General features: G+C 69.5%; 20 protein-coding genes. 14 read left to right on the top strand and 6 right to left on the bottom strand.

Annotation, left to right across the window (positions count from 1 at the left end):
* From lptM to OD750_RS16265, 5 genes are all read left to right on the top strand, one after another.
* Positions 1 to 129 (top strand): LPS translocon maturation chaperone LptM, encoded by a 129-nt coding sequence (lptM, locus tag OD750_RS16285; protein WP_263541745.1) that lies wholly within the window; start codon positions 1 to 3, stop codon positions 127 to 129.
* Between the two features lie 35 nt (positions 130 to 164).
* Positions 165 to 971, top strand: coding sequence for a diaminopimelate epimerase (gene dapF / locus OD750_RS16280; protein WP_263542110.1), 807 nt, complete (start codon positions 165 to 167; stop codon positions 969 to 971).
* Positions 968 to 1,651, top strand: coding sequence for a DUF484 family protein (locus OD750_RS16275; RefSeq protein WP_263541744.1), 684 nt, complete (start codon positions 968 to 970; stop codon positions 1,649 to 1,651). The genes dapF and OD750_RS16275 overlap by 4 nt, the downstream gene beginning before the upstream one ends.
* Positions 1,648 to 2,541 (top strand): tyrosine recombinase XerC, encoded by an 894-nt coding sequence (gene xerC / locus OD750_RS16270; RefSeq protein ID WP_263541743.1) that lies wholly within the window; start codon positions 1,648 to 1,650, stop codon positions 2,539 to 2,541. The genes OD750_RS16275 and xerC overlap by 4 nt, the downstream gene beginning before the upstream one ends.
* An 89-nt stretch (positions 2,542 to 2,630) precedes the next feature.
* Positions 2,631 to 4,187, top strand: a complete 1,557-nt coding sequence (locus OD750_RS16265) for an FG-GAP repeat domain-containing protein (protein WP_263541742.1) — start codon at positions 2,631 to 2,633, stop codon at positions 4,185 to 4,187.
* Positions 4,188 to 4,333: 146 nt separating this feature from the next.
* Here the strand turns inward: OD750_RS16265 and OD750_RS16260 are convergent, their stop codons facing one another.
* Entirely contained in the window at positions 4,334 to 6,340 is a 2,007-nt protein-coding gene (locus OD750_RS16260) for an amidohydrolase family protein (protein ID WP_263541741.1), read from the bottom strand.
* A gap of 223 nt (positions 6,341 to 6,563) precedes the next feature.
* Here OD750_RS16260 and OD750_RS16255 point away from each other — a divergent pair, with 223 nt between their 5' ends.
* Genes OD750_RS16255 through OD750_RS16245 form a run of 3 tightly spaced genes read left to right on the top strand, consistent with a single transcriptional unit; the run spans position 6,564 to position 9,542 of the window.
* Positions 6,564 to 7,352 (top strand): intradiol ring-cleavage dioxygenase, encoded by a 789-nt coding sequence (locus OD750_RS16255; RefSeq protein WP_263541740.1) that lies wholly within the window; start codon positions 6,564 to 6,566, stop codon positions 7,350 to 7,352.
* Positions 7,342 to 8,859, top strand: coding sequence for an ATP-binding protein (locus OD750_RS16250; RefSeq protein WP_263541739.1), 1,518 nt, complete (start codon positions 7,342 to 7,344; stop codon positions 8,857 to 8,859). The genes OD750_RS16255 and OD750_RS16250 overlap by 11 nt, the downstream gene beginning before the upstream one ends.
* The gene (locus OD750_RS16245; protein ID WP_263541738.1) at positions 8,856 to 9,542 is read left to right on the top strand and encodes a response regulator; all 687 of its coding nucleotides are present in this window, start codon (positions 8,856 to 8,858) and stop codon (positions 9,540 to 9,542) included. Before OD750_RS16250 ends, OD750_RS16245 begins: the two co-directional genes overlap by 4 nt.
* On the opposite strand, the gene OD750_RS16240 is transcribed toward OD750_RS16245, so the two are convergent.
* A complete protein-coding gene (locus tag OD750_RS16240; protein ID WP_263541737.1) occupies positions 9,527 to 10,588 on the bottom strand; it encodes a LysR family transcriptional regulator in 1,062 nt (353 codons plus the stop codon). The genes OD750_RS16245 and OD750_RS16240 overlap by 16 nt on opposite strands.
* Positions 10,589 to 10,709: 121 nt before the next feature.
* Between OD750_RS16240 and aceB the strand changes: the two genes are divergently transcribed.
* From aceB to OD750_RS16220, 4 genes are all read left to right on the top strand, one after another.
* Positions 10,710 to 12,308, top strand: coding sequence for a malate synthase A (gene aceB, locus OD750_RS16235; protein ID WP_263541736.1), 1,599 nt, complete (start codon positions 10,710 to 10,712; stop codon positions 12,306 to 12,308).
* A 51-nt stretch (positions 12,309 to 12,359) separates the two neighbouring features.
* Positions 12,360 to 13,658: an isocitrate lyase gene (gene aceA, locus OD750_RS16230; RefSeq protein ID WP_263541735.1), complete on the top strand. Its 1,299-nt coding sequence runs from the start codon at positions 12,360 to 12,362 to the stop codon at positions 13,656 to 13,658.
* A gap of 371 nt (positions 13,659 to 14,029) precedes the next feature.
* Positions 14,030 to 15,040, top strand: a complete 1,011-nt coding sequence (locus OD750_RS16225) for a GGDEF domain-containing protein (protein WP_263541734.1) — start codon at positions 14,030 to 14,032, stop codon at positions 15,038 to 15,040.
* Positions 15,041 to 15,174: 134 nt separating this feature from the next.
* Positions 15,175 to 17,850, top strand: coding sequence for a putative peptide modification system cyclase (locus OD750_RS16220; RefSeq protein WP_263541733.1), 2,676 nt, complete (start codon positions 15,175 to 15,177; stop codon positions 17,848 to 17,850).
* Here the strand turns inward: OD750_RS16220 and OD750_RS16215 are convergent.
* The gene (locus OD750_RS16215; protein WP_263541732.1) at positions 17,832 to 18,086 is read right to left on the bottom strand and encodes an NHLP-related RiPP peptide; all 255 of its coding nucleotides are present in this window, start codon (positions 18,084 to 18,086) and stop codon (positions 17,832 to 17,834) included. The two genes, OD750_RS16220 and OD750_RS16215, sit on opposite strands and share 19 nt — an antisense overlap.
* A 141-nt stretch (positions 18,087 to 18,227) precedes the next feature.
* Here OD750_RS16215 and OD750_RS16210 point away from each other — a divergent pair, with 141 nt between their 5' ends.
* Entirely contained in the window at positions 18,228 to 19,418 is a 1,191-nt protein-coding gene (locus tag OD750_RS16210; RefSeq protein WP_263541731.1) for a putative peptide maturation dehydrogenase, read from the top strand.
* Here the strand turns inward: OD750_RS16210 and OD750_RS16205 are convergent.
* Genes OD750_RS16205 through OD750_RS16195 form a run of 3 tightly spaced genes read right to left on the bottom strand, consistent with a single transcriptional unit; the run spans position 19,408 to position 22,276 of the window.
* Positions 19,408 to 20,394, bottom strand: a complete 987-nt coding sequence (locus OD750_RS16205) for an HlyD family secretion protein (RefSeq protein WP_263541730.1) — start codon at positions 20,392 to 20,394, stop codon at positions 19,408 to 19,410. The genes OD750_RS16210 and OD750_RS16205 overlap by 11 nt on opposite strands.
* The gene (locus OD750_RS16200) at positions 20,391 to 21,101 is read right to left on the bottom strand and encodes an ABC transporter ATP-binding protein (protein ID WP_263541729.1); all 711 of its coding nucleotides are present in this window, start codon (positions 21,099 to 21,101) and stop codon (positions 20,391 to 20,393) included. Before OD750_RS16200 ends, OD750_RS16205 begins: the two co-directional genes overlap by 4 nt.
* The gene (locus OD750_RS16195; RefSeq protein ID WP_263541728.1) at positions 21,098 to 22,276 is read right to left on the bottom strand and encodes an ABC transporter permease; all 1,179 of its coding nucleotides are present in this window, start codon (positions 22,274 to 22,276) and stop codon (positions 21,098 to 21,100) included. Before OD750_RS16195 ends, OD750_RS16200 begins: the two co-directional genes overlap by 4 nt.
* Positions 22,277 to 22,538: 262 nt before the next feature.
* Between OD750_RS16195 and OD750_RS16190 the strand changes: the two genes are divergently transcribed.
* The gene (locus OD750_RS16190) at positions 22,539 to 23,063 is read left to right on the top strand and encodes a hemerythrin domain-containing protein (protein ID WP_263541727.1); all 525 of its coding nucleotides are present in this window, start codon (positions 22,539 to 22,541) and stop codon (positions 23,061 to 23,063) included.
* Positions 23,064 to 23,130 lie beyond the last annotated feature (67 nt).

Here is a 23,130-nt window from a genome sequence, read left to right as displayed (position 1 = left end):
ATGCACCGCATGCTCCGCATCAGCCTGGGCCTCGTCCTCATCGCCGCGCTCGCCGCGTGCGGCAACAAGGGCGATCTCGTCAAACCGGGGCAGGAACCGGCCCAGAAGACGACGCCCGCGAAATCGTGAGCGCGGCCGTGCCCGCGGTTCTGCCGTTCTCCAAAATGCACGGCATCGGCAACGACTTCGTCGTCGTCGATTGCCGCGAGCGCGCGCTCGGCCTCGACGCCGCGGCGATCGCGCGGCTCGGCAACCGTCATACCGGCGTCGGCTTCGACCAGCTGCTCACGATCGAGCCGCCGCGCGATCCGACCTGCGCGTACCGCTACGGCATCTACAACCGCGACGGCAGCGAAGCCGGGCAGTGCGGCAACGGCGTGCGCTGCGTCGCCGCGTGGCTCGCGCGCGCCGGCGCGCTCGGCGCCGGACTCACGCGGCTGGAAAGCCCCTCGGGTCCGGTGGCCGTCGAACTCGTCGGCGAGGCGCGCGTGCGCGTCGACATGGGCGTGCCGAACTTCGAACCCGAGGCGATACCGCTGCGCTCGCCGGCGGCCGACGCGTACGAGCGCACGCTCGACGGACGCGCCGTGCGCTTCGGCGCGGTGTCGATGGGCAATCCGCATGCCGTCATCGAAGTGGCCGACGTCGCATCGGCACCGGTCGCCGATATCGGCCCCGCGCTCGAGACGCATTCGGATTTTCCACAGCGATGCAATGTGGGTTTTGTGCAAATTGTTTCTGCGCGCGAGCTGCGTCTGCGCGTGTGGGAGCGCGGCGTCGGCGAAACGCAGGCGTGCGGCAGCGGCGCGTGCGCCGCGGCCGTGGTACTGATGCGACGCGGGCTCGCCGACGCCGACGTCGACGTGCATCTGCCCGGCGGCACGCTGCGCATATCCTGGGCCGGCCCGGGCCAGCCGGTGTGGATGACCGGACCGGCCGCGTTCGTTTTCGATGGGGACTACTACCGATGAGCGACCTGACCCTGAAGGACGGCCTTACCGCGATGGACGTGGCGAGCTATCTGCGCCGCCATCCGGAATTCCTCAACGAATTTCCCGACCTCGCCGTCGCGCTGCGCCTGCCGCGCGACCAGGGGCCGGCGGCGTCGCTCGCGAGCTACCAGCTCGACGTGCTGCGCGACAAGAACCGCGAACTGAGCCGCCGCCTGCACGAACTCGTCGAGATCGCGCACGAGAACGAGCAGCTGATGATCCGCGTGCACATGCTGACGCTGTCGCTGATGCGCGCATCCTCGCTCGCCGACAGCCTCGCGCGCGTCGCCGCGGGCCTGACCGAAGACTTCCACACCGACCTCGTGCGCATCGTGCTGTTCGGCGTCGGCCCCGACCTGCCGGACGCCGAATGGCTCGTGCTCGAGCCGGGCGGTCGCGCGGCGCTGCCGGCGTTCCAAGAGTTCCTGCAGCGCAACGAACCGTTGTGCGGCCGGCTGCAGCCCGAAAAGCTCTCGGTGCTGTTCGGCAACCAGGCCGGCGAAGTGCATTCGGCGGTGCTGATGCCGGTCAACGGCCTGGGCATGCTCGCGATCGGCAGCAACGACATGGACCGCTTCCATCCCGGCATGGGCACGGTGTTCCTGAAGCTGATCGCCGAAGCCATCACCGCGTCGGTCGCGCGCTTCCCGATCACGTGACCGCGCTCGCGCCCGACGTCGAGCGGTTTCTCGACTATCTGCGCGTCGAGAAGCGCTACGCGTCCGGCACGATCGTCAACTACGCGCGCGAGCTGGCTACGCTCCGCGCGCACGCCGAGGCGCTGGGCCTTTCGCACTGGCGCGAGCTGCACGCCGAGCAGTTGCGCACGCTGGTGGCGCGCGAGCATCGGCGCGGTCGCGAATCGGGCAGCCTGCACCATCTCCTGTCGGCGTGCCGCAGCTTCTTTCGCTGGCTGCTGCGCGAGGGCATCGTCGCGAAGGACCCCGCGCTCGACGTGCGCGCGCCGAAACTGAAACGCAAGCTGCCGCAGGTGCTCGACGTCGACGAGGCGAGCGCGCTCGTGGAGATTCCGGTCGATACGCCGGGCGCCGTGCAGGATCGCGCGATGCTCGAACTGTTCTATTCGAGCGGCCTGCGCCTGGCCGAGCTCACCGGCCTCGCGTGGCGCGATCTCGATCTGGCCGAAGGGACGGTGCGCGTGCTCGGCAAGGGGGCGAAGACGCGCATCGTGCCGGTCGGCGGCAAAGCGCGCGAGGCGCTCGCGGCGCTTTGCGAGCAGGATTCCCCGCAGCCGGAAGATCCGGTGTTTCGCGGCCGCAACGGCGCGCCGATGGCGCCGGCGACGGTGCGACGGCGCATCAAGCAGTGGGCGCAGTCGCAGGGCGTGTGGAAGCGCGTCTATCCGCATCTGCTGCGCCATTCGTTCGCCAGTCACATGCTCGAATCGTCGGGCGACCTGCGCGCGGTGCAGGAACTGCTCGGGCATGCCGATATTTCCACGACGCAGATTTATACCCACCTGGATTTTCAGCATCTGGCGCGCGTCTACGACGCGGCGCATCCGCGCGCGAAGCGCCGCGCGAAATAGTCTCCGCGCGGTCTCAGTCCGCGCGACGGCCGCCTGCGACACTGCGTCTGCCGGTCGACAGGGCGGCCGGCATTCCCAAGGAGACTTGCATGCGTAAACCGCCTCTTGCGTCGCTCGCGCTCGCCTGCGCGTTCGCCGCGCCGCTGGCCGCGCAGACCGCCGGCTTCGGCTTCGGCGCCTACGAAACGATCCCGGGCGCCGTGCCGGGCTACCTCGCGATCGGCGACGTCACCGGCGACGCGCGCGACGATCTCGTCGAACTCGGCACCGGTACGAGCGGCGTCGACGGCTTCCGGCTGTACGCGCAGCAGGCCGACGGCACGCTCGCGCCGCCGGTCGTCGTCGCGATCGGCAAGCCGCTCGCCGGCGAACTCGCGTCGCTCGCGCTCGCCGACGTCGACGGCGACGGCGTCAGGGACGTCGCGCTCGGCTATTCGAACTATCAGGCCGGCATGCCCGGCAACGGCGTCGCGATTGTGCGGCGCAACGGCGCAAGCTGGACGGCGCTCGCCGCGGCGTCGACGAGGCGCGCGGCGATGCTCGCGGTGCTCGACGTCGATCGCGACGGCAGGGCCGACGTCGCCGCGCTCGCGCCGGACGAAGGTTTCGCGATCTACCGCCTGTCGAGCGCCGGAACGTGGTTCAGCGCGACGGGTGCACCGGCCGCGCCGGCAGGTGTCGCACGACGGCTCGCGGCCGGCGATCTCGACGGCGACGGCGTCGCCGATCTCGCGGCGGTGTCGCAGCCCGCGGCCGGCGGCAACGCGACGCTTTCGGTCTGGCGCCACGACGGCGTGTCGGCGCTGCTGCCGGCAGCGACCTATCCGCTGACGGGCATCGCGAACGCCGGCGGCCTCGCGGTCGGCGACGTCGACGGCGACGCGCGCGGCGACGCCGTCGTGTCGAGCGCGCCGCCGGGCGCGCCGGCGCTGTGGATGCTGCATCAGAACGCGGCCGGAACGCTCGACGCGCCGGTCGCGCAGCCGACGTCGGCCGCACCGGGCCTCGCTTTCGCGCTCGATCTGGACCGCGACGGACTGACCGACCTCGCCGCGATGCACGACGCGAACCTGTCCACGATGACGTATCGCCTGTTCGGCGCGGCCGGCGACGTGTCGGTGCCCCTCGCGCCGGCGAACCGCTATCTCGACGGCAACGTCGCGTTCGGCGATCTCGACGGCGACGGCTGCACCGACGCGGCGGTGTCGAGCAAGTACGCGAACATCGTGGGCTCCGCCATGAGCGTCGGCATCGTGCGAGGCCACGGCTGCGCGCCGAACGCCGACTTCGCGGCGTCGATCGCGATCGACGCCGCGGCCGGTCTCGTGGAAACGGCCGTGACGCATCTTGGCGGCACGCCGGCATCGGCGACGCTCTCGGTCGCGCTGCGCGTGTCGTCGAAAGCGAAGATCGACGTGCCGGAAGACTGCCGCGCGATGATTCGTCTGCCGCCGGTGCGGCCGGGCACGATCACGCGGAGCTACTTGTGCGACGCCGGCGTGCTGGCGCTCGGCGAGCGCCGCGCGTTCGTGTTCGGCGTGACGCCGGGCTACGCCGAGTCGGTCGCCGTCGAGGCGGTCGGCGACGTGGTCGATCCGGATGAGTCGAACAATACGGCCGAGGCGGCGTTCGGCGAGGTCGAATAAGGTTCACGCCGTCCTTTGCGCTTGCTCGTCATTCCGGCGAAGGCCGGAATCCAGCTTCCACGCTCGGTTTTCACTGAGACCGAAAAGCTGGATCCCGGCCTTCGCCGGGATGACGAGCCAAGGCAAGAGCCGGAATACCACGTTCCCTACGGCCAGGGCTTGATCTGCACCGCCTTGTACAACGCCGCGCTGTCGTAGCGCCGGTCGCCGCGAATCACCGTGCGCACCTTGCGCACGTCGCCGATGTTCAGCGTCGGGTCGCCGTCGATGAGGATCAGGTCGGCGACGTAGCCCGGTTCGACGCGGCCGAGACGGTCGTCGCGCTTGACCACTTTCGCGCTCTCGTACGTCGCCAGGCGCAGCACGTCCTTCGGCGCGATGCCGGCGGCGACGTACAGCTCGAGTTCGCGCGGCAGCGTCACGCCGGCCATGCCGTCGGTGCCCGGCACGATGCGCACGCCGCTGCGGTACAGAAGACCCACGAAGTCGATCATCTTCTGGTAGCCCTTGCGGTACAGCGCCTCCTGGCCCGGCTTGATCGGCAGGCCGCCGGCGCCCGAACGCACGCCGCGCTGCCACGTCACCGGCAGGCGGTCGATGATCGCGTCGTAGCCGGGGCCGGGCAGGCCCGGACGGCCGAGGAACATGTCCTCGAACGTGCACACGGTCGGGTCGATCACGATGTCCTTGCGCTTGAGCAGGTCGACGAAGTCGCGCACTTCCCGCGACGACAGGTCGATCGACGCGCCGTATTCGCCGATCGCGACGAAGCGCGCGGGCGAGCGCGTGTCCTGCACCTTGTCGAACAGGAAATTGAGCATCAGCATGTTGATGTGCTGGATTTCGTCGGCGCCGTTCTCGACGAACTGGCGCGCGGTCATGAACGCCGGCACGTGGCCGCTCACGCGCAGGCCCTTGGCGTGCGCCATGCGCGCGATGGCCGGCATCAGTTCGGGTTTGATAGAACTGTAGATCTTGATTTGTTCATAACCGGTGGCCGCGTACTCGTCGACGATCTTCTGCGCCTCGGCCTCGGTCGCGGCGAGCGCCTTGGTCGGACCGGCGAACGGTCCGGGGCCGTCGATGATGCCGGCCTTGACGATGCGCGGACCGATGTCGGTGCCGTCCTCGATCGCCTTGATGCGCGCGGCGAGCTTCTCGGGGTTGTTCGCCAGATCGCGCACCGACGTGACGCCCGATGCGATGTCGAGCACGCCGTCGGCTTCGCTCGAGAAATGCACGTGCATGTCCCACAGACCCGGCATCAGGAACTGGTTCTGCGCGTCGAGCGTTTCGGCGCCGGCCGGCACGGCGGCGTTCTTGCCGACCGCAAGGATGCGGCCCTTGTCGACGACGACCGTCGCGCCGTCGACGACGGTGGCCGCGACCGGATCGAAAACGCGCGCGTTGACGATCGCGAGCGGCTTGTCGAGCTTCGTGGTCAGCGATTTGGCGCGCGCCTGGGCCAGGCGCTGCTCTTCGGCTTCCTGGCGCTTGCCGATCGCCGGCAGCGCGTCTTCGTAGCCCTCGCGCACCGTCGACGACCAGCTGCTGTAGCCGGCGAAGAAGCGCTGCTTGTCGTCGAGCCAGGCATACGAGGGCGTGAGGCTCAGGCCGTGCAGCGCGTACAGCGTCGCGTTCTTCGTGCCGGCCTTGCCCTTGGCCTTGATGGTGGCGAGCTTTTCGATGCGCGCCTCGCCGTCGGGCAGGAGCTTGAGCGTCTGGTTCGGCGCCTTGAGCAGCGCGCGCATCAGCAGCGTGTATTCTTCCGGCGGGCCGTCGAGGCTCAGGTAGAAGGTCGGGCCCGCGACGGTGCGCTTTTCGCTCTCCGCCGAGTTCTTCCAGGTCGCCTCGTCGCCGCTGCGCGCGTACGTCTCGTCGACCTTGCCCTTCATGTAGTCGTTGCCGCGAATCTCGACCGAGGTCGGAATGCCGTCGGCGCCGACTTTGTAGACCGAATCGAGCTTCGGGCCGCGGCCGCGGTCGTTGTACTCGTAGTGATTGCGGACCGTGCCGTCGTCGGAATAGGTCGTTTCCGACCAGCCGGCCTGGTTGCCCATCATCAGAATCTTGCTCTTTTCCACCTTGTCGGCGGCGCTCGCCGTCGCGGCGGCGAGGAGCAGCAGTGCGGTACCAGCCAGGCGCAACGTCATCGCGATACTCCGGGGTTGGGAACTGCCTGAGCGTATGTCGCACGATCGGCAACGGCCTGTGCCGGAAGCTGGTCGCGCGAGCGAGTGATGCGCCGACGGCGCGAAAAGTTGAGAAGCGGCCCGAACGCGCCTGCACGATTTCTCCTCGATTCCTGCAACGGCGCTGCGAGATCGCCCGCGATCCTTGCGTTGCCGGGCCGCTCGTGGCCCTCGGAGCCACGCCATGTCGCAGCGATCGATCGTTCTTCGTCCCGCGCCGTCCAACGGTAACGGTCGGCGCGCGTTTCTCGGCGCCGTTGGCGCGTTCGGTGCCGCCGCGCTCGTCGGCCGGCCGCTGCGCGCGCAGGATGCCGATTCGATCGAGGGCATCGGCTGCGTCGATCCGTCGGTCTACATCGACGGCTTCGAAACGCCGCTGTCGAGCTGCGCGCTGATTCCGCAGGAAACGCAGGGGCCGTATCCGCTGCTGTCGGTGCTGTCCAATCCCGCGATGGTGCGCCGGGACATCACCGAAGGCCGGCCCGGCGTGCCGCTGACGATGCGCTTGAAGCTCGTCGACATCAACGCGAACTGCGCGCCGATCGCCGATGCCGGCGTGTACGTGTGGCATTGCGACAAGGACGGCGTGTACTCGGGCTATCAGCAGCCCGGCGCGAACACGGTCGGCCAGACGTTCTGCCGCGGCCTGCAGTACACCGACTGCAACGGCGAAGTCGCGTTCGACACGATGTACCCGGGCTGGTACGCGGGCCGGATCACCCATGTCCATTTTCAGGTCTACCTGACCACCGGCGGCGCGGTGACGGCGACGTCGCAGAACGCGTTTCCGCCGGCGGTGACGCAGGCCGTGTACGCCTCGTCGCTGTACGCTGCGCACGGTCAGAACACGTCGGTCGCGAGCATCGCGCAGGACAACGTCTTCAGCGACGGCTACGCGCTGCAGATGCCGACGGTGACTGGCGATACGACCACGGGCTACGTCGCGCGTCTGGCGATCGGCGTTGCGCGCTGAGACGGTGCTCGCGTCGGATGCCGCCGCCGTGCGCGCGGCGCCGGCATTGGGCATGATCGCGGCCATGCGACTGTGGCAACGCCTGTTTCTCGCCTTCGCCGCACTGAGCGTCGTCAGCCTCGCGGGCTACGCCGCCTGGCAGCAGCGCTCGTTCGCGCAGGGCTTCGGCACGTATCTCGACACGATCGCGCTCGAACGCGCGCGCGACGTCGCGGTGCGCCTCGCCGGCGAGTACGAGCGGCGCGGCGGCTGGGACTGGCTGCGCAACGACCCGGCCGGATTCGGCGGTCTCGTGTTCGATCGCCGCGCCGCGCCGTCGGGCACGCCGCGCGGGCCGCCGCCCGGCGAGCCGCCGCGCGAGGCGGCTCGCGCGTCGCCGGACCGCTCGCACCCGGGGCCGCCGCCGATGTCGCTCGACGCCGGCGCGCGTCTGGGACTCGTCGACGCCGACGGCGTCTACGTCGCCGGCAGCCGCACGACCTCGCAGGTGCTGCCGGAAACGCCGGTCACGGTCGGCGGGCGCGAAGTCGGACGCCTGCGCATCGCCGAGCTGCCGACGATGACCAATAGTGCAGAAAGCGATTTTGCGGCACGCCAGCTGCGCGACGCCGGCATCGCCGGCCTCGCGGTGCTCGCCGCGGCGCTCGCGCTCGCCTATGCGCTCGCGCGCTGGCTGCTCAAGCCCGTGCGCGCGCTCGCCGACGGCACGCGCGCGCTCGCGTCGGGCGACTACGCGCGGCGGCTCAACCTGGCCGGTCGCGACGAACTCGCCGCGCTCGGCCGCGACTTCGATCACCTCGCCGCGACGCTGCAGGCGCATCGCGAGGCGAGGCGCCGCTGGGGCGCCGACATCGCGCACGAACTGCGCACGCCGCTGACCGTGCTGCGCGTCGAACTCGCCGCGCTGCTCGACGGCCTGCGCCAGCCGACGCCGGCCGCGCTCGCGTCGCTGCAGTTCGAGTGCGAGCGCCTGACGACGCTGACCGACGATCTGTACCAGCTGTCGCTCGCGGACGCCGGCGCGCTCGAGTACCGCTTCGCCGACGTCGATCTCGCCGCGCTCGCGCGCGACGCCGTCGAGCACCAGCGCGGCGCGTTCGCCGGCGCCGGCCTCGCGCTCGCGGAAAACTACGCCGACGCGGAAATCGTCGTGCGCGCCGACCGCGTGCGCTGCGCGCAGCTCGTCGACAACCTCCTGGTCAACGCGCGTCGCTACACCGACGCGCCGGGCACGATCGCGGTTTCGGTCGCGCGCGAGGACGATCGCGCCGTGCTGCGCATCGACGACACGCCGCCCGGCGTCGACGCGGCCGATCTGCCGCGATTGTTCGAGCGCCTGTTTCGCGTCGAGCGCTCGCGCAATCGCGCGGCCGGCGGTGCCGGGCTCGGCCTGGCGATCTGCCGCGCGATCGTCGACGCGCACGGCGGCACGATCGCGGCCATGGCGTCGCCGCTCGGCGGCCTGCGTGTCGAAGTGGTGCTGCCGATCGCGGCGGGCGACGCATGAACGCGCAGCGCCACGTGCTGATCGTCGAGGACGAACCGAAGATCGCCGCGGCGCTGCGCGACTACGTCGAGGCCGCCGGCTATCGCGCGTCGCTGCTCGACCGCGGCGATGCGGTCGCCGCTTGGGTGCGCGAGCACGCGCCCGACGCCGTGCTGCTCGACCTGATGCTGCCGGGCCGCGACGGTGTCGCGGCGTGTCGCGACATTCGGGAATTTTCCACGATTCCCGTGATCATGGTGACCGCGCGCGTCGAGGAGATCGAGCGACTGATCGGGCTCGACGCCGGCGCCGACGACTACGTGTGCAAGCCGTTCAGTCCGCGCGAACTGATCGCGCGGCTCAACGCGGTGCTGCGCCGCGCGTCGGGGTTCGCCAGCGCCGCCGCGCCGGCCGGCGTCGTGCTCGACGCCGAGCGGTTCGAGGTGCGCGTCGACGGCAGGCCGATGGCGGTGACGCCGGTCGAGTTCCGGCTGCTCAAGCGCCTGACCGAGCGACCCGGCAAGGTGTTCTCGCGACAGCAGCTGCTCGACGCGGCGTACGACGATCACCGCATCGTCAGCGATCGCACGGTCGACAGCCATCTGCGCAACCTGCGCAAGAAGTTCGCCGAGTTCGGGCTCGATCCGATCGCGTCGGTATATGGCGTCGGTTTCAGGTTTGACCGTACTCAGCGTTCGGAGTGACCGGCCTCGCCGTGGTCGCCGCGGCCGAACAGACCGGGCTTGATCAGGTCGATGAACGCGCGCGCCTGCGTCGACAGGTACTTGCCCTTGCGCATGACGACGCCGTAGCTGCGCTGCGGAAAATACTGGCGCAGATTGCGCACCTGCAGGCGCTGGCGGTCGTTGTCGGTCAGGCAGATGGCCGTGACGATCGAAATGCCCATGCCCTGCGCGACGTATTCCTTGATGACCTCCCAGCCGCCGACTTCGATCGCGACGCGATACGGCACGCGGCGCTGCTGGAACACGAGATCGACCAGCCGATGCGTGGTCAGGCGCTGCGGCGGCAGTATCAATCCGTACGGCGAGAGGTCTTCGAGTACGACGTCGGTCTTGGCCGCGAGCGGATGGTCGCGCGGCATGATCAGCATCGGGTCGAACCAGTGCACCGGTTCGTACGAGAGGTCGTGCGGCACGTCGAGCATCGAGCCGAAAGCGAAGTCGACCTTGTCGTCGCGCAGCATGGCGATGCCGTCGCGGCCGGTCACGCTGTGCAGCTGCAGGCGCACGTTGGCATGGTGTTCGCGAAACGCGCGCACGTACGGCGGCAGCAGGTATTGCGTCGTCGACGAGCCGGCCGCGATCGTCACTTCGCCGGCGTCGAGCCCCTGCAACTGGTTGCGAAACTGCTGGTCGAGGCCTTCGAGACCTTCCACGAGCGGTCGCGCGAGTTCGTACAGCACCTGGCCTTCGCGCGTCAGCGCGAAGCGCGGCCGTACGCGTTCGAGCAGGCGGGCGCCGAGTTCCTTCTCCAGCGCCGACAGCTGCAGGCTGATCGATGGTTGCGAAAGAAACAGACTTTCGCCGGCGCGCGCGAGCGTGCCGAACTTCACGATGTGGCAGAACGCGCGCAACTGCTTGAGCCGATTGCCTTTGTAGTAGAAGCGCGGTGCCGTTTCGGCGGTCGCGGCGCGGGTTTTGGCCTTGCGCCGCGCCTTCGGCGCCGACGCGCCGGTTTTGCGCGAGGCCGGAGCCGGCTCGGGTTTCAAACTGTCGTTTGAGGCCATGATTTCAATCGCTTGAAAACGATTTAACGTTGTCAAATAGAAGCATTGAAACGTTTGATTCGTCAAATGGTGCGCCGCACGCATACGCTCAGCCCTCGATGAACGAGGTCGGAGTCCGGTGATGGCAGTCCCGATGGACCAGTTTTCCGCAGGCGCGGTCGAGATTCGCGCGGTACTCAAACCCGGCCACGCCGGCATCGCGACACCCGAGGCCCTGGCGTTCGTTGCTGCGCTGCATCGACGCTTCGACGCGCGGCGCCGCGAGCTGCTGCAGGCGCGTCAGGCGCGCCAGGCGCGCTTCGATGCCGGAGAGCTGCCGGATTTTCTGCCCGAAACGCGCGACATCCGGGAAGCGGACTGGCGCGTCGCGCCGATTCCGGCCGCCTTGCAGGACCGCCGCGTCGAAATCACCGGGCCGGTCGAACGCAAGATGATCATCAACGCGCTGAACTCGGGCGCGAAGGTGTTCATGGCCGATTTCGAGGATTCGTCGTCACCGACCTGGGAGTCGATGCTCGACGGCCAGGTCAACCTGCGCGACGCCGTGGCCGGCACGATCGAGTACCGCGCGCCGGACGGCCGCGAGTACCGGCTCAAGCCCGACACCGCGGTGCTGATCGTGCGTCCGCGCGGCTGGCACCTGCCCGAGAAGCACGCGCGCGTCGACGGCGAGGAAGTGGCCGGCGCGCTGTTCGACTTCGGCCTGTTCGCGTTCCACAACGCAAAGGCGCTCGCCGCGCGCGACCGCGGCCCGTACTTCTACCTGCCGAAGATCCAGAGCCATCGCGAGGCGGCGCTGTGGGACGACGCGATGGCGTTCGCCGAGAGCGAACTCGCGTTGCCTCCCGGCACGATGAAGGCCACCGTGCTGATCGAAACGCTGCCGGCCGTGTTCGAGATGGACGAGATCCTGCACGCGCTGAAATCGCGCATCGTCGGCCTCAACTGCGGGCGCTGGGACTACATCTTTTCGTACCTCAAGACGTTCCGCGCGCACCGCACGCACATCCTGCCCGAGCGCGGCCAGGTCACGATGACAGTACCGTTCCTCAAGGCCTATTCCGAACTTCTGATCCGGACGTGTCACCGCCGCGGCGCGTTCGCGATGGGCGGCATGGCCGCGCAGATTCCGATTTCCGGCGACGCCGACGCGAACGAAAAAGCGCTCGCCCGCGTGCGCGCCGACAAGGAGCGCGAAGCGCGCGCCGGCCACGACGGCACCTGGGTAGCGCATCCGGGCCTGATTCCGGTCGCGCTCGCCGAATTCGACGCCGCGATGCCGACGCCGAACCAGCTCGACCGCCTGCGCGCCGACGTGCACGTGACGCGCGACGACCTCATCACCGCGCCGGCCGGCACGATTTCCCGTAATGGATTTCTCAACAATATCGACGTCTGCGTGCGCTATCTCGCCGCCTGGCTCGACGGCCTCGGCTGCGTGCCGATCCATCACCTGATGGAAGACGCCGCGACCGCCGAAATCTCGCGCGCGCAGCTGTGGCAGTGGCTGCACCACGAGGGTCTTGCGCTCGACGACGGCACGCCGATCGACTTCGCGCTGTTCGATGCGGCGATCCAGACGATCGGCGAGCGCCTGCCGAAGTCGGGCCTGCCGGGCCAGGAGCGCGTGCCGCAGGCCGCATGGATGCTCGCCGAACTCACGCACGCCAAACAGCTCGCCGACTTTCTGACGCTGCCGGCCTACGCGTTGCTGCCGTAACGCCGCTCCTTTCTCTCTTCTTCCGCTCGATCTCCACAAAGGCAATCGCATATGAAGACCACGCTTCCGACCGCCGCCGACCTTACGCACGACTGGAACACGAATCCGCGCTGGGCCGGCGTCACGCGCAATTACTCGGCCGACGACGTCGTCCGCCTGCGTGGCACGGTCGCGATCGAGCATTCGCTCGCGCGCCTCGGCGCGGAAAAACTGTGGTCGCATCTGGGCAAGGAACCCTTCGTCAACGCGCTCGGCGCGCTCACGGGCAACCAGGCGATGCAGCAGGTCAAGGCCGGTCTCAAGGCGATCTATCTCTCGGGCTGGCAGGTGGCCGCCGACGCGAACGTCGCCGGCGAGATGTATCCCGACCAGTCGCTGTATCCGGCCAATTCGGTGCCGCAGGTGGTCAAGCGCATCAACAACACGCTGCTGCGCGCCGACCAGCTGCACCACGCCGAAGGCAAGGACGACATCGACTGGCTGCAGCCGATCGTCGCCGACGCGGAAGCCGGCTTCGGCGGCGTGCTCAACGCGTTCGAACTGATGAAGGCGATGATCGAGGCGGGCGCCGCGGGCGTGCACTTCGAGGACCAGCTCGCGAGCGTCAAGAAGTGCGGCCACATGGGCGGCAAGGTGCTCGTGCCGACGCGCGAGGCGATCGAAAAGCTCAACGCGGCGCGCCTGGCGGCCGACGTGATGGGCGTGCCGACGATCCTCGTCGCGCGCACCGACGCGGAAGCGGCCGACCTCCTGACCAGCGACGTCGACGCGAACGACCGCGGGTTCTGCACCGGCGAGCGCACGGTCGAAGGCTTCTACCGCACGCGCCCGGGCATCGACCAGGCGATCAGCCGCGGCCTCGCCTACGCGCCGTACGCCGACCTCGTGTGGTGCGAGACCGGCAAGCCGGACCTGGAATTCGCGCGTACCTTCGCCGAGGCGATCCACGCGAAGTATCCGGGCAAGCTCCTGGCCTACAACTGCAGCCCGAGCTTCAACTGGAAGAAGAACCTCGACGACGCGACGATCGCGAAATTCCAGAAGGAAATCGCGAGCTACGGATACAAGTTCCAGTTCATCACGCTGGCCGGTTTCCACTCGTTGAACTATTCCATGTTCAACCTTGCCCACGGCTACGCGCGCCGCCAGATGAGCGCGTTCGTGGAACTGCAGGAAGCCGAATTCGCGGCGGCCGACAAGGGTTTCACGGCGGTCAAGCACCAGCGCGAAGTCGGCACCGGCTATTTCGACGCGGTGACGCAGGCGATCCAGAACGGCGAGTCGTCGACGACGGCGCTCAAGGGATCGACCGAGGAAGAACAGTTCCACGGCGCGCGCCACGCGGCCTGAGCACGAACAAGCGGGGAGAGAGGGAAACGTCGGGTCCGCCGTTGGCGGGCCCGTTCGTTTCTCCGTGGCCGGCCGGAGACGGCGACGGCGGCTCGAACGCCCCCGCCCGGCGCCGAAACCGTCGCCCTATAGCACAACGCCGGGCTTGAGGTAAGATGCACCGACGTCCGGGCGTGGAGGAGCGCAGGGACGTTGCGATCCAGTGACGGATCGCCCGGGGTCGCATGCATACACGCTGCCGAGCCTGGACAGGCGACGCGGCCGACGTGCTGCGTCGTTCAAAGGACAGGACGGGCGCGACGGCTCAACGCCGTGCGCTCCGCAGCGGCCGGGGGAGTGTGCTTGTGGCGACGGTGAGTCCAGGAGCCTCGTTGACGGAGTCCGCGCGAACCGGTCAGGCGCACGCGAAGGCGCGACCGGGCTTTCTGCCGCGCCAGCTTTCCGACCCCGAACTGAACCTGTTCGCCGCGGCCGGCCGCCGCCGCGAACTCGTGCCGCGCGAAATGATCTTCCGCAAGGGCGAGCTGGGCCGCGCGATGTTCGTGGTCGAATCGGGCACGATCCAGCTCGAGTTCGGCGACGGCCTGCCCGACAAGCTGATCGGCCCGCGCGAATTCTTCGGCGAACTGGCGCTGTTCATCGGCAATCACGCGCGCGTCGCGAACGCCGTCGCGGCCGAGGGCAGCGTGCTGCACGTCATCGAACATGCCGCGTTCGAGCGCCTGCTCGAAACCGAGGCCGCGCTCCTCGCGCAGTTCATGCGCCGCTCGTTCTCGTATCTCGTGGCGAGCGAGCAGCAGCTGATCCAGAACCTCAAGCGCCGCAACGAGGACCTGCTCGTCACACTCGATTCGCTGCGCCAGACGCAGACGCAGCTGTCGACCGCCGAGCGCCTCGTGCGCACCGACGAACTGACCGGCCTGTGCAACCGCCGCGGCCTCTATCACTACCTCGAAGAGCTGCGCACGCAGCGCGACCCGACGCTCAAGCTCGGCCTGCTGCTCGTCGACATCGACCGCTTCAAGCAGATCAACGACCACTACGGCCATCTGACCGGCGACCAGACGCTGCGCGCCGTCGCGCGCGAAGTGCAGGCCGCGGCGTTTCCGTGCGATCTGCCGTGCCGGCTCGGCGGCGACGAATTCGCGCTGCTCGCCCAGGTGAGCGGCCCCGAGGACCTGCGCGATCGCGCGGCCCAGGTGGCCAACGGCGTGCGCGCGCTGCGGTTTCCCGTGCCGATCGACGCGCTGCACGTATCGGTGAGCATCGGCGGCAGCCTGTGCCACGAACACGCCGACTGGTCGGCGTGGTACAGCGATTCCGATTGCGCGCTGTACATGGTGAAAGGTGAAGGTGGGGACAATTATCGCGTGATCGCCTGATGCGGGCAGGCTTCGTATTGCGCTAGCACGTATGCGGGGAGGCGCGCCCGGTGTCCGGCATCGGCGCGGAAAATCCACAAGGTAGTGGTACGCAAGCCGCGTTCCGCCGTCGGAACGCGCAGGAGTTAAAGCTCATGAGTGCCGTGGAACTGCCTGTCGTCGATCCGGATCAGGGCGCACCCGCCGGTCCGCTCCTGCGCACGCTCGCGCTGTGCGACCTCGTCGACTCCACCGGCCTCGTCGAGCGCCTGGGCGACCAGCGCACCGCCGCGCTGATGCGCCGCCACGACCGGCTCGCGCGCGATCTGCTGCATCGCTACAACGGCCAGGAAATCGACAAGACCGACGGCTTCCTCGTGCTGTTCGAGCGTCCGATCCAGGCGATCGCGTTCGCGCTCGCCTACCAGCGCGAGCTGGCCAGGCTCGGCGAGGCCGAACAGGTGCCGCTGCAGGCGCGCGTCGGCGTGCACGTCGGCGACGTGATGATCTGGCAGAACTCGCCCGGCGACGTCGTGCAGGGCGCCAAGCCGGTCGAGGTCGAAGGCCTCGTCAAGCCGGTCACCGCGCGCCTGGCGTCGCTCGCGCTGCCGGGACAGATCCTCGTGTCGGGCGTCGCGACGAGCCTCGCCCAGCGTGCGCATGAAGAACTCGGCGCGGTCGCCGCGCGCGCGCGCTGGCTGCATCACGGCCGCTATCTGTTCAAGGGCGTACCCGAACCGCTGGTCGTCTACGAGATCGGCGAGCCGGGCGTCGCGCCGCTGCGCCTGCCGCCGTACACCGGCAAGGCGCACCGCGAAGTGCCGTGGTGGCGCCGACCGGCCACCGTCGCGATCGAAGCCGTGCTGATTCTTTCCGCGCTGGCGGTCGCCGGCTGGTTCGTGTTCCGGCCGCAGCCGGCGATCGCGTTCGCGCAGCGCGACTGGATCGTGCTCGGCGACTTCCAGAACCTCACCGGCCAGACGTCGCTCGACGATTCGCTGCGCACCGCACTGCGCATCGGCCTGGAGCAGTCGCGCTACGTCAACGTCGTATCCGACCTGCAGGTGCGCGACACGGTCAGGCGCATGCAGCGCGATCCCGCGCAGACGCGCATCGACCGCACCGTCGGCGCCGAGATCGCGATGCGCGAAGGCGCGCGCGCGCTCGTGCTGCCGATCGTCGCCGAGGTGGGCGGCAAGCTGCGCGTGACGACCGAAGTCGTCGACCCGAACACGCAGGCGACCGTGTATTCGGAATCGGCCGAAGGCGACGGCGTCGCGTCGGTGCTGCCGTCGGTCGACCGCATCAACAAGGCGCTGCGCGGCCGGCTCGGCGAAACGCTCGCCGCGATCGGCAGCGACAGCCCGCCGCTCGCGAAAGTCACCACGTCGAACATCGACGCGCTGCGTGCCTATTCGCTCGGCCTGCGCGCGCACATCGAAGGCCGCTGGGCCGATTCGCTGCTGCTGTTCGACCAGGCGACCAAGGTCGACGGCGATTTCGCGCTGGCGTATCTCGGCAAGGCGCGCGTGAAGCTTTCGAGCGACGACCGCGCCGGCGCGCTCGCCGACGTGCGCGCGGCGCAGGCGCTGCGCGAGCACCTGCCGCCGCGCGAAACGCTGATGCTCGATGCGCTCGCGGCAACCTACGGCAAGCCGAGCGACGCTTTGGACAAGTGGAAAGTGCTCGGTTCGCTGTATCCGGATGCGTACTTCGCGCACGCGAACTACGCGCTGTACTCGTGGCAGTACACGAATCGCTACGACGCCGCGATCGAGGCGGTGCGCAAGGCGATCAACGACAAGAATCCGTATCTCGGACAGGCGCACTATCTGTACGGCACGCTGCTGCTGGCGACCGATCGCGTCGACGCGGCACTCAAGGAACTCGACACGGCGCAGTCGATGCGCGGCCACGGCCTGGGGCTCGTGCTGGCCGAGGCATACGCGGCGCAGCGCAAGTTCGATCTCGCCGACAAGGCGCTCGCCGACTCGAAGCCGAGCGGCGTCGCCAGCAACGACATCTTCGTACGGCGTACCGCGATCGCGCTCGACGCCGACCGCGGCCGCCTCCCTCGCGTGCGCACGCTCGCCGCCGACGCGGCGCGCGAAGGCGGTGCGGTCGGCGCGTTGTACGAACGCGTGTTCCGCAGCATCGCGATCAGCCTCGAACCGTTCGGCGAGGGCGATGGCGATGGCGATGCCTACGCCGCGCCGCTCAAATCGTTCGTCGATGCGGAGCTTGCGGCCGCCGGCCGCCGCGAGGAGTCCGACAACCAGTTCGCGGTGTTCAACGTGCTGCTCGGCGGCTACGTCGCGGCGCGCCGCGGCGACGCCGCGCTCGCGCGGCGTGCGGTCGACGCGGTGGCCGAGGCCGACGTCGCCGGTTTCGTCGTGCAGCAGCACCTGCGCGCGATCGTGCGCGCGGAAATCGCGCGCGCCGGCGGCAAGCCCGACGAAGCGGTGGCGCTCCTGCGCGAGCGGATCGACGGTACCGAGCTGTACCTGACGCACGTCGCGCTGCGCGATGCGTTGACCGGCGCCGGCAAGCGCGACGAAGCACGCGCGCAGGACGACTGGCTCGCCGCGCATCGCGGACGCGCCTACGGCGAATTCAATCACCTGCAGGCGCTCAAGCCGCTCAACGTCATCGAATCGAACGTCGCGCTATTGCACGGCGCCGAGCTCGCGCTCGCGGCGAACGACCGCGACGGCGCGCGCACGGCGCTCGCGCAGTTCGCGCAGGCGTGGCCGGATCCCTCCGGCCTGCCGGCGATCGCCAGACGCGCGCAGGTCGTGCGCGACGCGCTGGCTCAGCCCGAGAAACCCTGAACCGACTGGTCGAGCAGCCCCGTCAGCCGCTTCTGCAGCGCCGAACGCGACGCCTGCAGCTTGTCCTTGCTCGCGAGCGATTTGACGTTGCCGAAGCACGCCGCGGCGGTCTCCGGTATGCCGATCGACTTCAGCGCGGCGGCCGTGTCGGTGGACCAAAGTTCGCGGAATGCGTCGTCGCTGCCGAGCTTGTCGAGCAACGTGTCGACTTGCTGCGGCGTCAGGCTGGTCGCCATTGGTGTTCCCCCGTTTGGACCGCGCCGGCGCGGCGCGGTCTGCCCGTCGAGTGTAGCCACGGGGTACGCCAGCAACAATGGCGTGCGTATTGTCGCAACTACAACCTTGGGTTAGCGTCGGGCTTCGCAACGGAGCGGACCATGCTCGTACGACGCTGCGCGATCGTGCTCGTCGAGCCGCGCGAACATCTGGCCTTCGATCCGCAGTCGCTCGCCGACGGCGCAGACGGGCTGCGCGCGACGTTGTCGCTCGTCGCACTCGCGCCGCATCTGGACGACGAGGTGCCGGTCGACACCGATGACGTCGCCGCGCTCGCGCAGATCGCGCCGGGCGCGTGGAGCGACCTTGCCGGCCTGTACGCGAGACACGCACGCGCGACGCTCGACGGTCTCGTCGAAAAAGGCCTGCTGATTTCGGACGCCGCCGCGCACGCGGCCGTGCGTGCCCGCGACGAGGCCGTGCGCGACCTGAACTGGCGAGGGTTGTCGGCGGTGGCGCACCATTTCGGGCGCTGGAGCGGCGTGCGTTCGGGCGAAGAGGCGCAGCGCGCGGGCGTTTCGAGTCTCGCCGACCTGACCGCGCGTCTCGGTCCGCCGCCGCCGGCCGTGCGCGAATGCGCGGCGCCCGGCGCGCGCATTGCGCTCGAACGCGCGCCGGGCGGCGCGTTCGACGACCTGCTGCGCCGCCGCGCGACCTGCCGCAACTTCGACGCGCAGGCATTGCTGCCGGCCGCGACGTTCGCGACGATGCTCGATCGCGTCTTCGGCGCGCAGGCGACGGTCGACGCCGCCGGCGCGACGATCCTCAAGCGCAACAGCCCGTCGGGCGGCGCGCTGCATCCGACCGAGGCGTATCTGATCGTGCAGCGCGTCGACGGCATCGCGCCGGGGCTGTACCACTACCACGCGCTCAACCACGCGCTCGAGCCGCTGCGCTCGCCCGATCCGTCCGCGCTCGCGGAACTGGCTTCCCGCAGCGTCGCGGCGCAGGACTACTTCGCGAACGCGCCGGTGCTCGTCGCACTGGTGACGCGTTTCGCGCGCACGTTCTGGAAGTACCGCAACCACGCCAAGGCGTACCGCGTCGTCGCGCTCGACGCCGGTCATTTGTCGCAGACGCTGTATCTGTCGGCGACCGATCTGCGTCTCGGCGCGTTCGTCACGGGTGCGATCAACGAGGTGGAGATCGAAGCGGCGTTCGGCCTCGATCCGCGCACCGACGGCGTGCTCGCGATCTGCGGCTTCGGCGCGCGGGCCGCGTCGCGCACGGCGGTGGAGCTCGATCCGCTGGGGCGCGTCTGGGACGCCGCAGGCAACCTCGTCAGGGAGTGATCCGCACGTCCACGCGCAGGCCGATCGGCAGCGGCGGCGTACCGTCGAGCGCGATCAGCGCTTCGAGAATCTTCGCGTCCTGCTTTTCGGCCGGGTCGCCCGAAATCGAATTGCGCCGGCCCATGCGGCGGCTCACGCGCACGACTTCGCCGGCGAACGCCTGGCCCGGAAACGCGTCGCTCGTGATCGCGGCCTTCTGCCCGGTGCGCACGCGGCCGATGTCGAGTTCGTCGATGTCGGCGCGCACGTACAGGCGGCTGATGTCGCCGACGCGCGCGAGCGGCAGCGGCGACAGCGCGACCACGGTTTCGCCTTCGCGCAGGTCGCGCTTGAGTACCTGTCCGTCGATCGGCGAGACGATCTGCGACTTGTCGTATAGCGCCTGCGCGCGATCGCGGTCGGCGCGCGCCGCGTCGACGGCGGCTGCCGCCGCGGCGAGATCCTCGGCGCGCGTGCCGGCGCGCAGCAGCGCGAGTTCCGCGTCCGCACGTTCGCGCCGCGCGGTCGCCGCTTCGGCCTGCGTGCGCGCCAGTTGCAGCGCTTCGTCGGCGATCAGCTTGCGCGCGGCCATCGAACGGCGACGGTCGTACTCGGCGCCGGCCTGGTGCTCGGCCGCGATCGCCTCGCTGCGCGCCGCCGTGGCCGCGTCGAGCTCTTCGCGCCGCGCGCCGGCCTTGAGCTTCGCGTGTTCGGCCTCGCGCCGCGCCAGTTCGGCGCTCGCCCCGGCGAGCATGGCGCGGTATTCGGCGTTCTCGATTTCGGCGATCACCTGCCCGGCCTTCACCGCGTCGCCTTCGCCGATGTAGACCCTGGCCAGACGTCCCGACAGCTGCGGAATGATGACGCGTTCCTCGCCCGAGGGTTCGACGAGTCCGCCGGCGGCGATGCCGAGCGTGCCGGCGGACGGCGGCGGCGCGGGCTTGCCGCAGGCGGCCAGCGCGAGCGTCGCGACGGCGACGCCGATCATGCGTTTCATCGCGGACTCCTCGTGGGGCGCCGATCGTCGATCAGCTGCCCGTCTTCCAGATGCAGGACGCGGTCGCCGAACGGTTCGACGCGCGGATCGTGACTGACGACGACGACCGCGACGCCGGCGCGATGCGCAAGGTCGTGCAGGGCCGCCGCGACGCTTTGCCCGGTCTTGCCGTCGAGCGCGGCGGTCGGCTCGTCGGCGAGCAGCGCCTGCGGCGATCCGGCGAGCGCGCGCGCGATCGCGACGCGCTGCTTCTGTCCGCCCGACAGCTCGCTCGGATAGTGCTCGGCGCGATCGGCAAGGTCCAGCCGCGCGAGGAGTTCGAGCGCCATCTCGCGCTGCCCGGCGCGCGGCACGGCCTTGATGTCGAGCGCGATGGCGATGTTTTCCCACGCCTTCAACGTCGGAAACAGGTTGTAGTGCTGAAACACGAAGCCGACGTGCGCGAGCCGCAGCGCGGCCATGCCTTCGGCGTCGACGCCCTCGACGCCGCGGCCGAACAGCTCGACGCGGCCCGTCGTGGCGCGCAGCAGGCAGCCCATCACCTGCAGCAGCGTGGTCTTGCCCGAACCGCTGGGTCCCAGCAGCAGCGTCATCTCGCCGGGACGGATGTCGAGCGTGATGCCGCGCAGCGCGGCGAAGGCGGTGGCGCCGCGGCCGTAGGTCACGCCGACGCCGGCGAGGCGGATCGGTACCGACGGCGCGTTCACTGGAACACCGACGTCGGATCGATGCGCACGATGCGGCGGATCGAAATCAGCGCACCGAGCGCGCACATCATGACGGTGAGGAGCGCGAGCACGCCGACGAGCCACGGCGGCAGCGCGAGCGCGACGCTGCCGCCGCGCATGAGGAATTCGACCGCGTAGACGAGCGCCATGCCCGAGCCGAAGCCGAGCGCGGCGCTGATCGCCGCCTGCTTCAGGATCACCGCGTACAGATAGCGGTTCGGCGCGCCCATCGCGCGCAGCGTCGCGTACTCGGGCAGGCGGTCGACCGTCGTCGCGTAGAGCGTCTGCCCGACGATCACGATGCCGACGACGAGCCCGAGCAAGGCGGCGAGCAGCAGCGCCGAGCCCGCGCCGGTCGTGATCAGCCAGTATTGCTGTGCCTGCCGCGCGAACGCTTCGGAGGGCCAGACGTCGACGCGGCCGAGCCGCGACTTCAGCGCCGTGCGTACGGCGTCGCGGTCGGCGCCGGGCGCGAGCGTCACGAGCATGTACGTCGTCTGGTCGGGCCGGAACAGCGTGAAGCGCTGCGCGTTCGTATGCGTCGTGAACACGTACGGGCTCTGCGTGAACGTGCGGATGCCCTCGGTGAAGCCGACGACGCGCGCGCGGCGGCTGTTGATTTCGACCGTGTCGCCGATCTTGCCGACGCCGAGCTTGCCGGCATACAGCCGGTCGACGACGACCGCGTCGTCCTGCTGCAGATCTTCGATCGCGCCTTCGACGAGATTCCAGGGCGCGCCGTGCCGCGTCGCCGGGTTGAAGCCGATCATGCTGACGCTTTCGTTGCCGCCGTCGGGCTTGCGCCAGAACGCGAACTGCGCCATGAGCAGGTCGACCGCGGCGACGCCGGGCACCGCGAGCGCTTCGAAGCGGCGGCGCTCGTCGAGCCGTCCGGCGATATCGACGTTGGTCGTGCCGGCCGGCGTGATCCACAGATCGGCGTGCGTGTGATCGACGAGGCCGGAGGTCGTGCGCGCGAAGCCGACGAGAAGTCCCAGCTCCACGCCCATCAGCAGCACGGCGAACAGCACGCCGACGAGCGTGACGACGAAGCGCGCGCGATCGTGGGCGAGGTTGCGCCAGGCGAGCAGCGTGGTTCCTGCCGGCGGCAGCCGGCGCGCTGCGCGCGGCGCCGCTTGGGCGGACACGGACATGCGCCGATTGTGCCGGAGCGCCGCCTGCGGCCGTAAGTCCCCGCGACCTCTCACCGCAGCCTACCGTTCGTCGCGAATTTCGCCCGCGCGACCTGCAAGAAACTACAGGTTTTGCCGCGCTTGTGAAGAAAAGCATTGGTGGAAAGTGTATGTTCCGAGGCACTCACGGCAATCGCCGCACGGCGTCGCGCCGTTGCGTCGATCGGCAGCGGTCGTACGCGTCCGACTCCGGCAGGCCGTCCCTTGAGCCACGGAGATTCCCATGCTGGACATGTTGCGCAGAATCATCGGCCAGAAGCCCAAGCCCGAACCCGCGCCGCCGCCGCGCCAGTTCGGCGCCACGCCGCCGGGACCGGCCCGCGCGCCGTCGTTCGATTCGGGCCTCGTACCCTCGCTCAAGCACGACCACCACGAACTCGTGGAACTGTTCGAGCAGATCGGCCGCGGCTTCGAGCAGGGCCGGTACGGCGACCTGCCGGCCAAGCTCACCGCGTTCAAGACGCGGCTGGAAGCGCACCTCCTGACCGAGAACGTGCGCTTCTACAACTACGTCGAGTACACGCTGCGCGACGACAACGAGAACCTCGCATTGATCCGCGACTTCCGCCGCGAGATGAACACGATCGCGCGCGGCGTGATCGAGTTCGTCAAGAAGTACCAGGGCGGCATTCCCAACGATGTGGCGCGGCAGAGCTTTCTCGCCGACTACCGCGCCGTCGGCGGTCTTCTGGTGCAGCGCATCCAGCGCGAGGAAGGCAACTTGTATCCGCTCTACATTCCCGCATGAAAAACGATAACTGATTCACAGTTTCACTTCGTGTCATTTAAGAAAAGCGCGCCGAGAGGCGCGCTTT

Source organism: Tahibacter soli (assembly GCF_025717065.2).
GTDB classification, from domain to species: domain Bacteria; phylum Pseudomonadota; class Gammaproteobacteria; order Xanthomonadales; family Rhodanobacteraceae; genus Tahibacter; species Tahibacter soli.
Note: the sequence above shows the minus strand (reverse complement) of the source record. Positions and strands in the feature narration are given on the sequence as shown.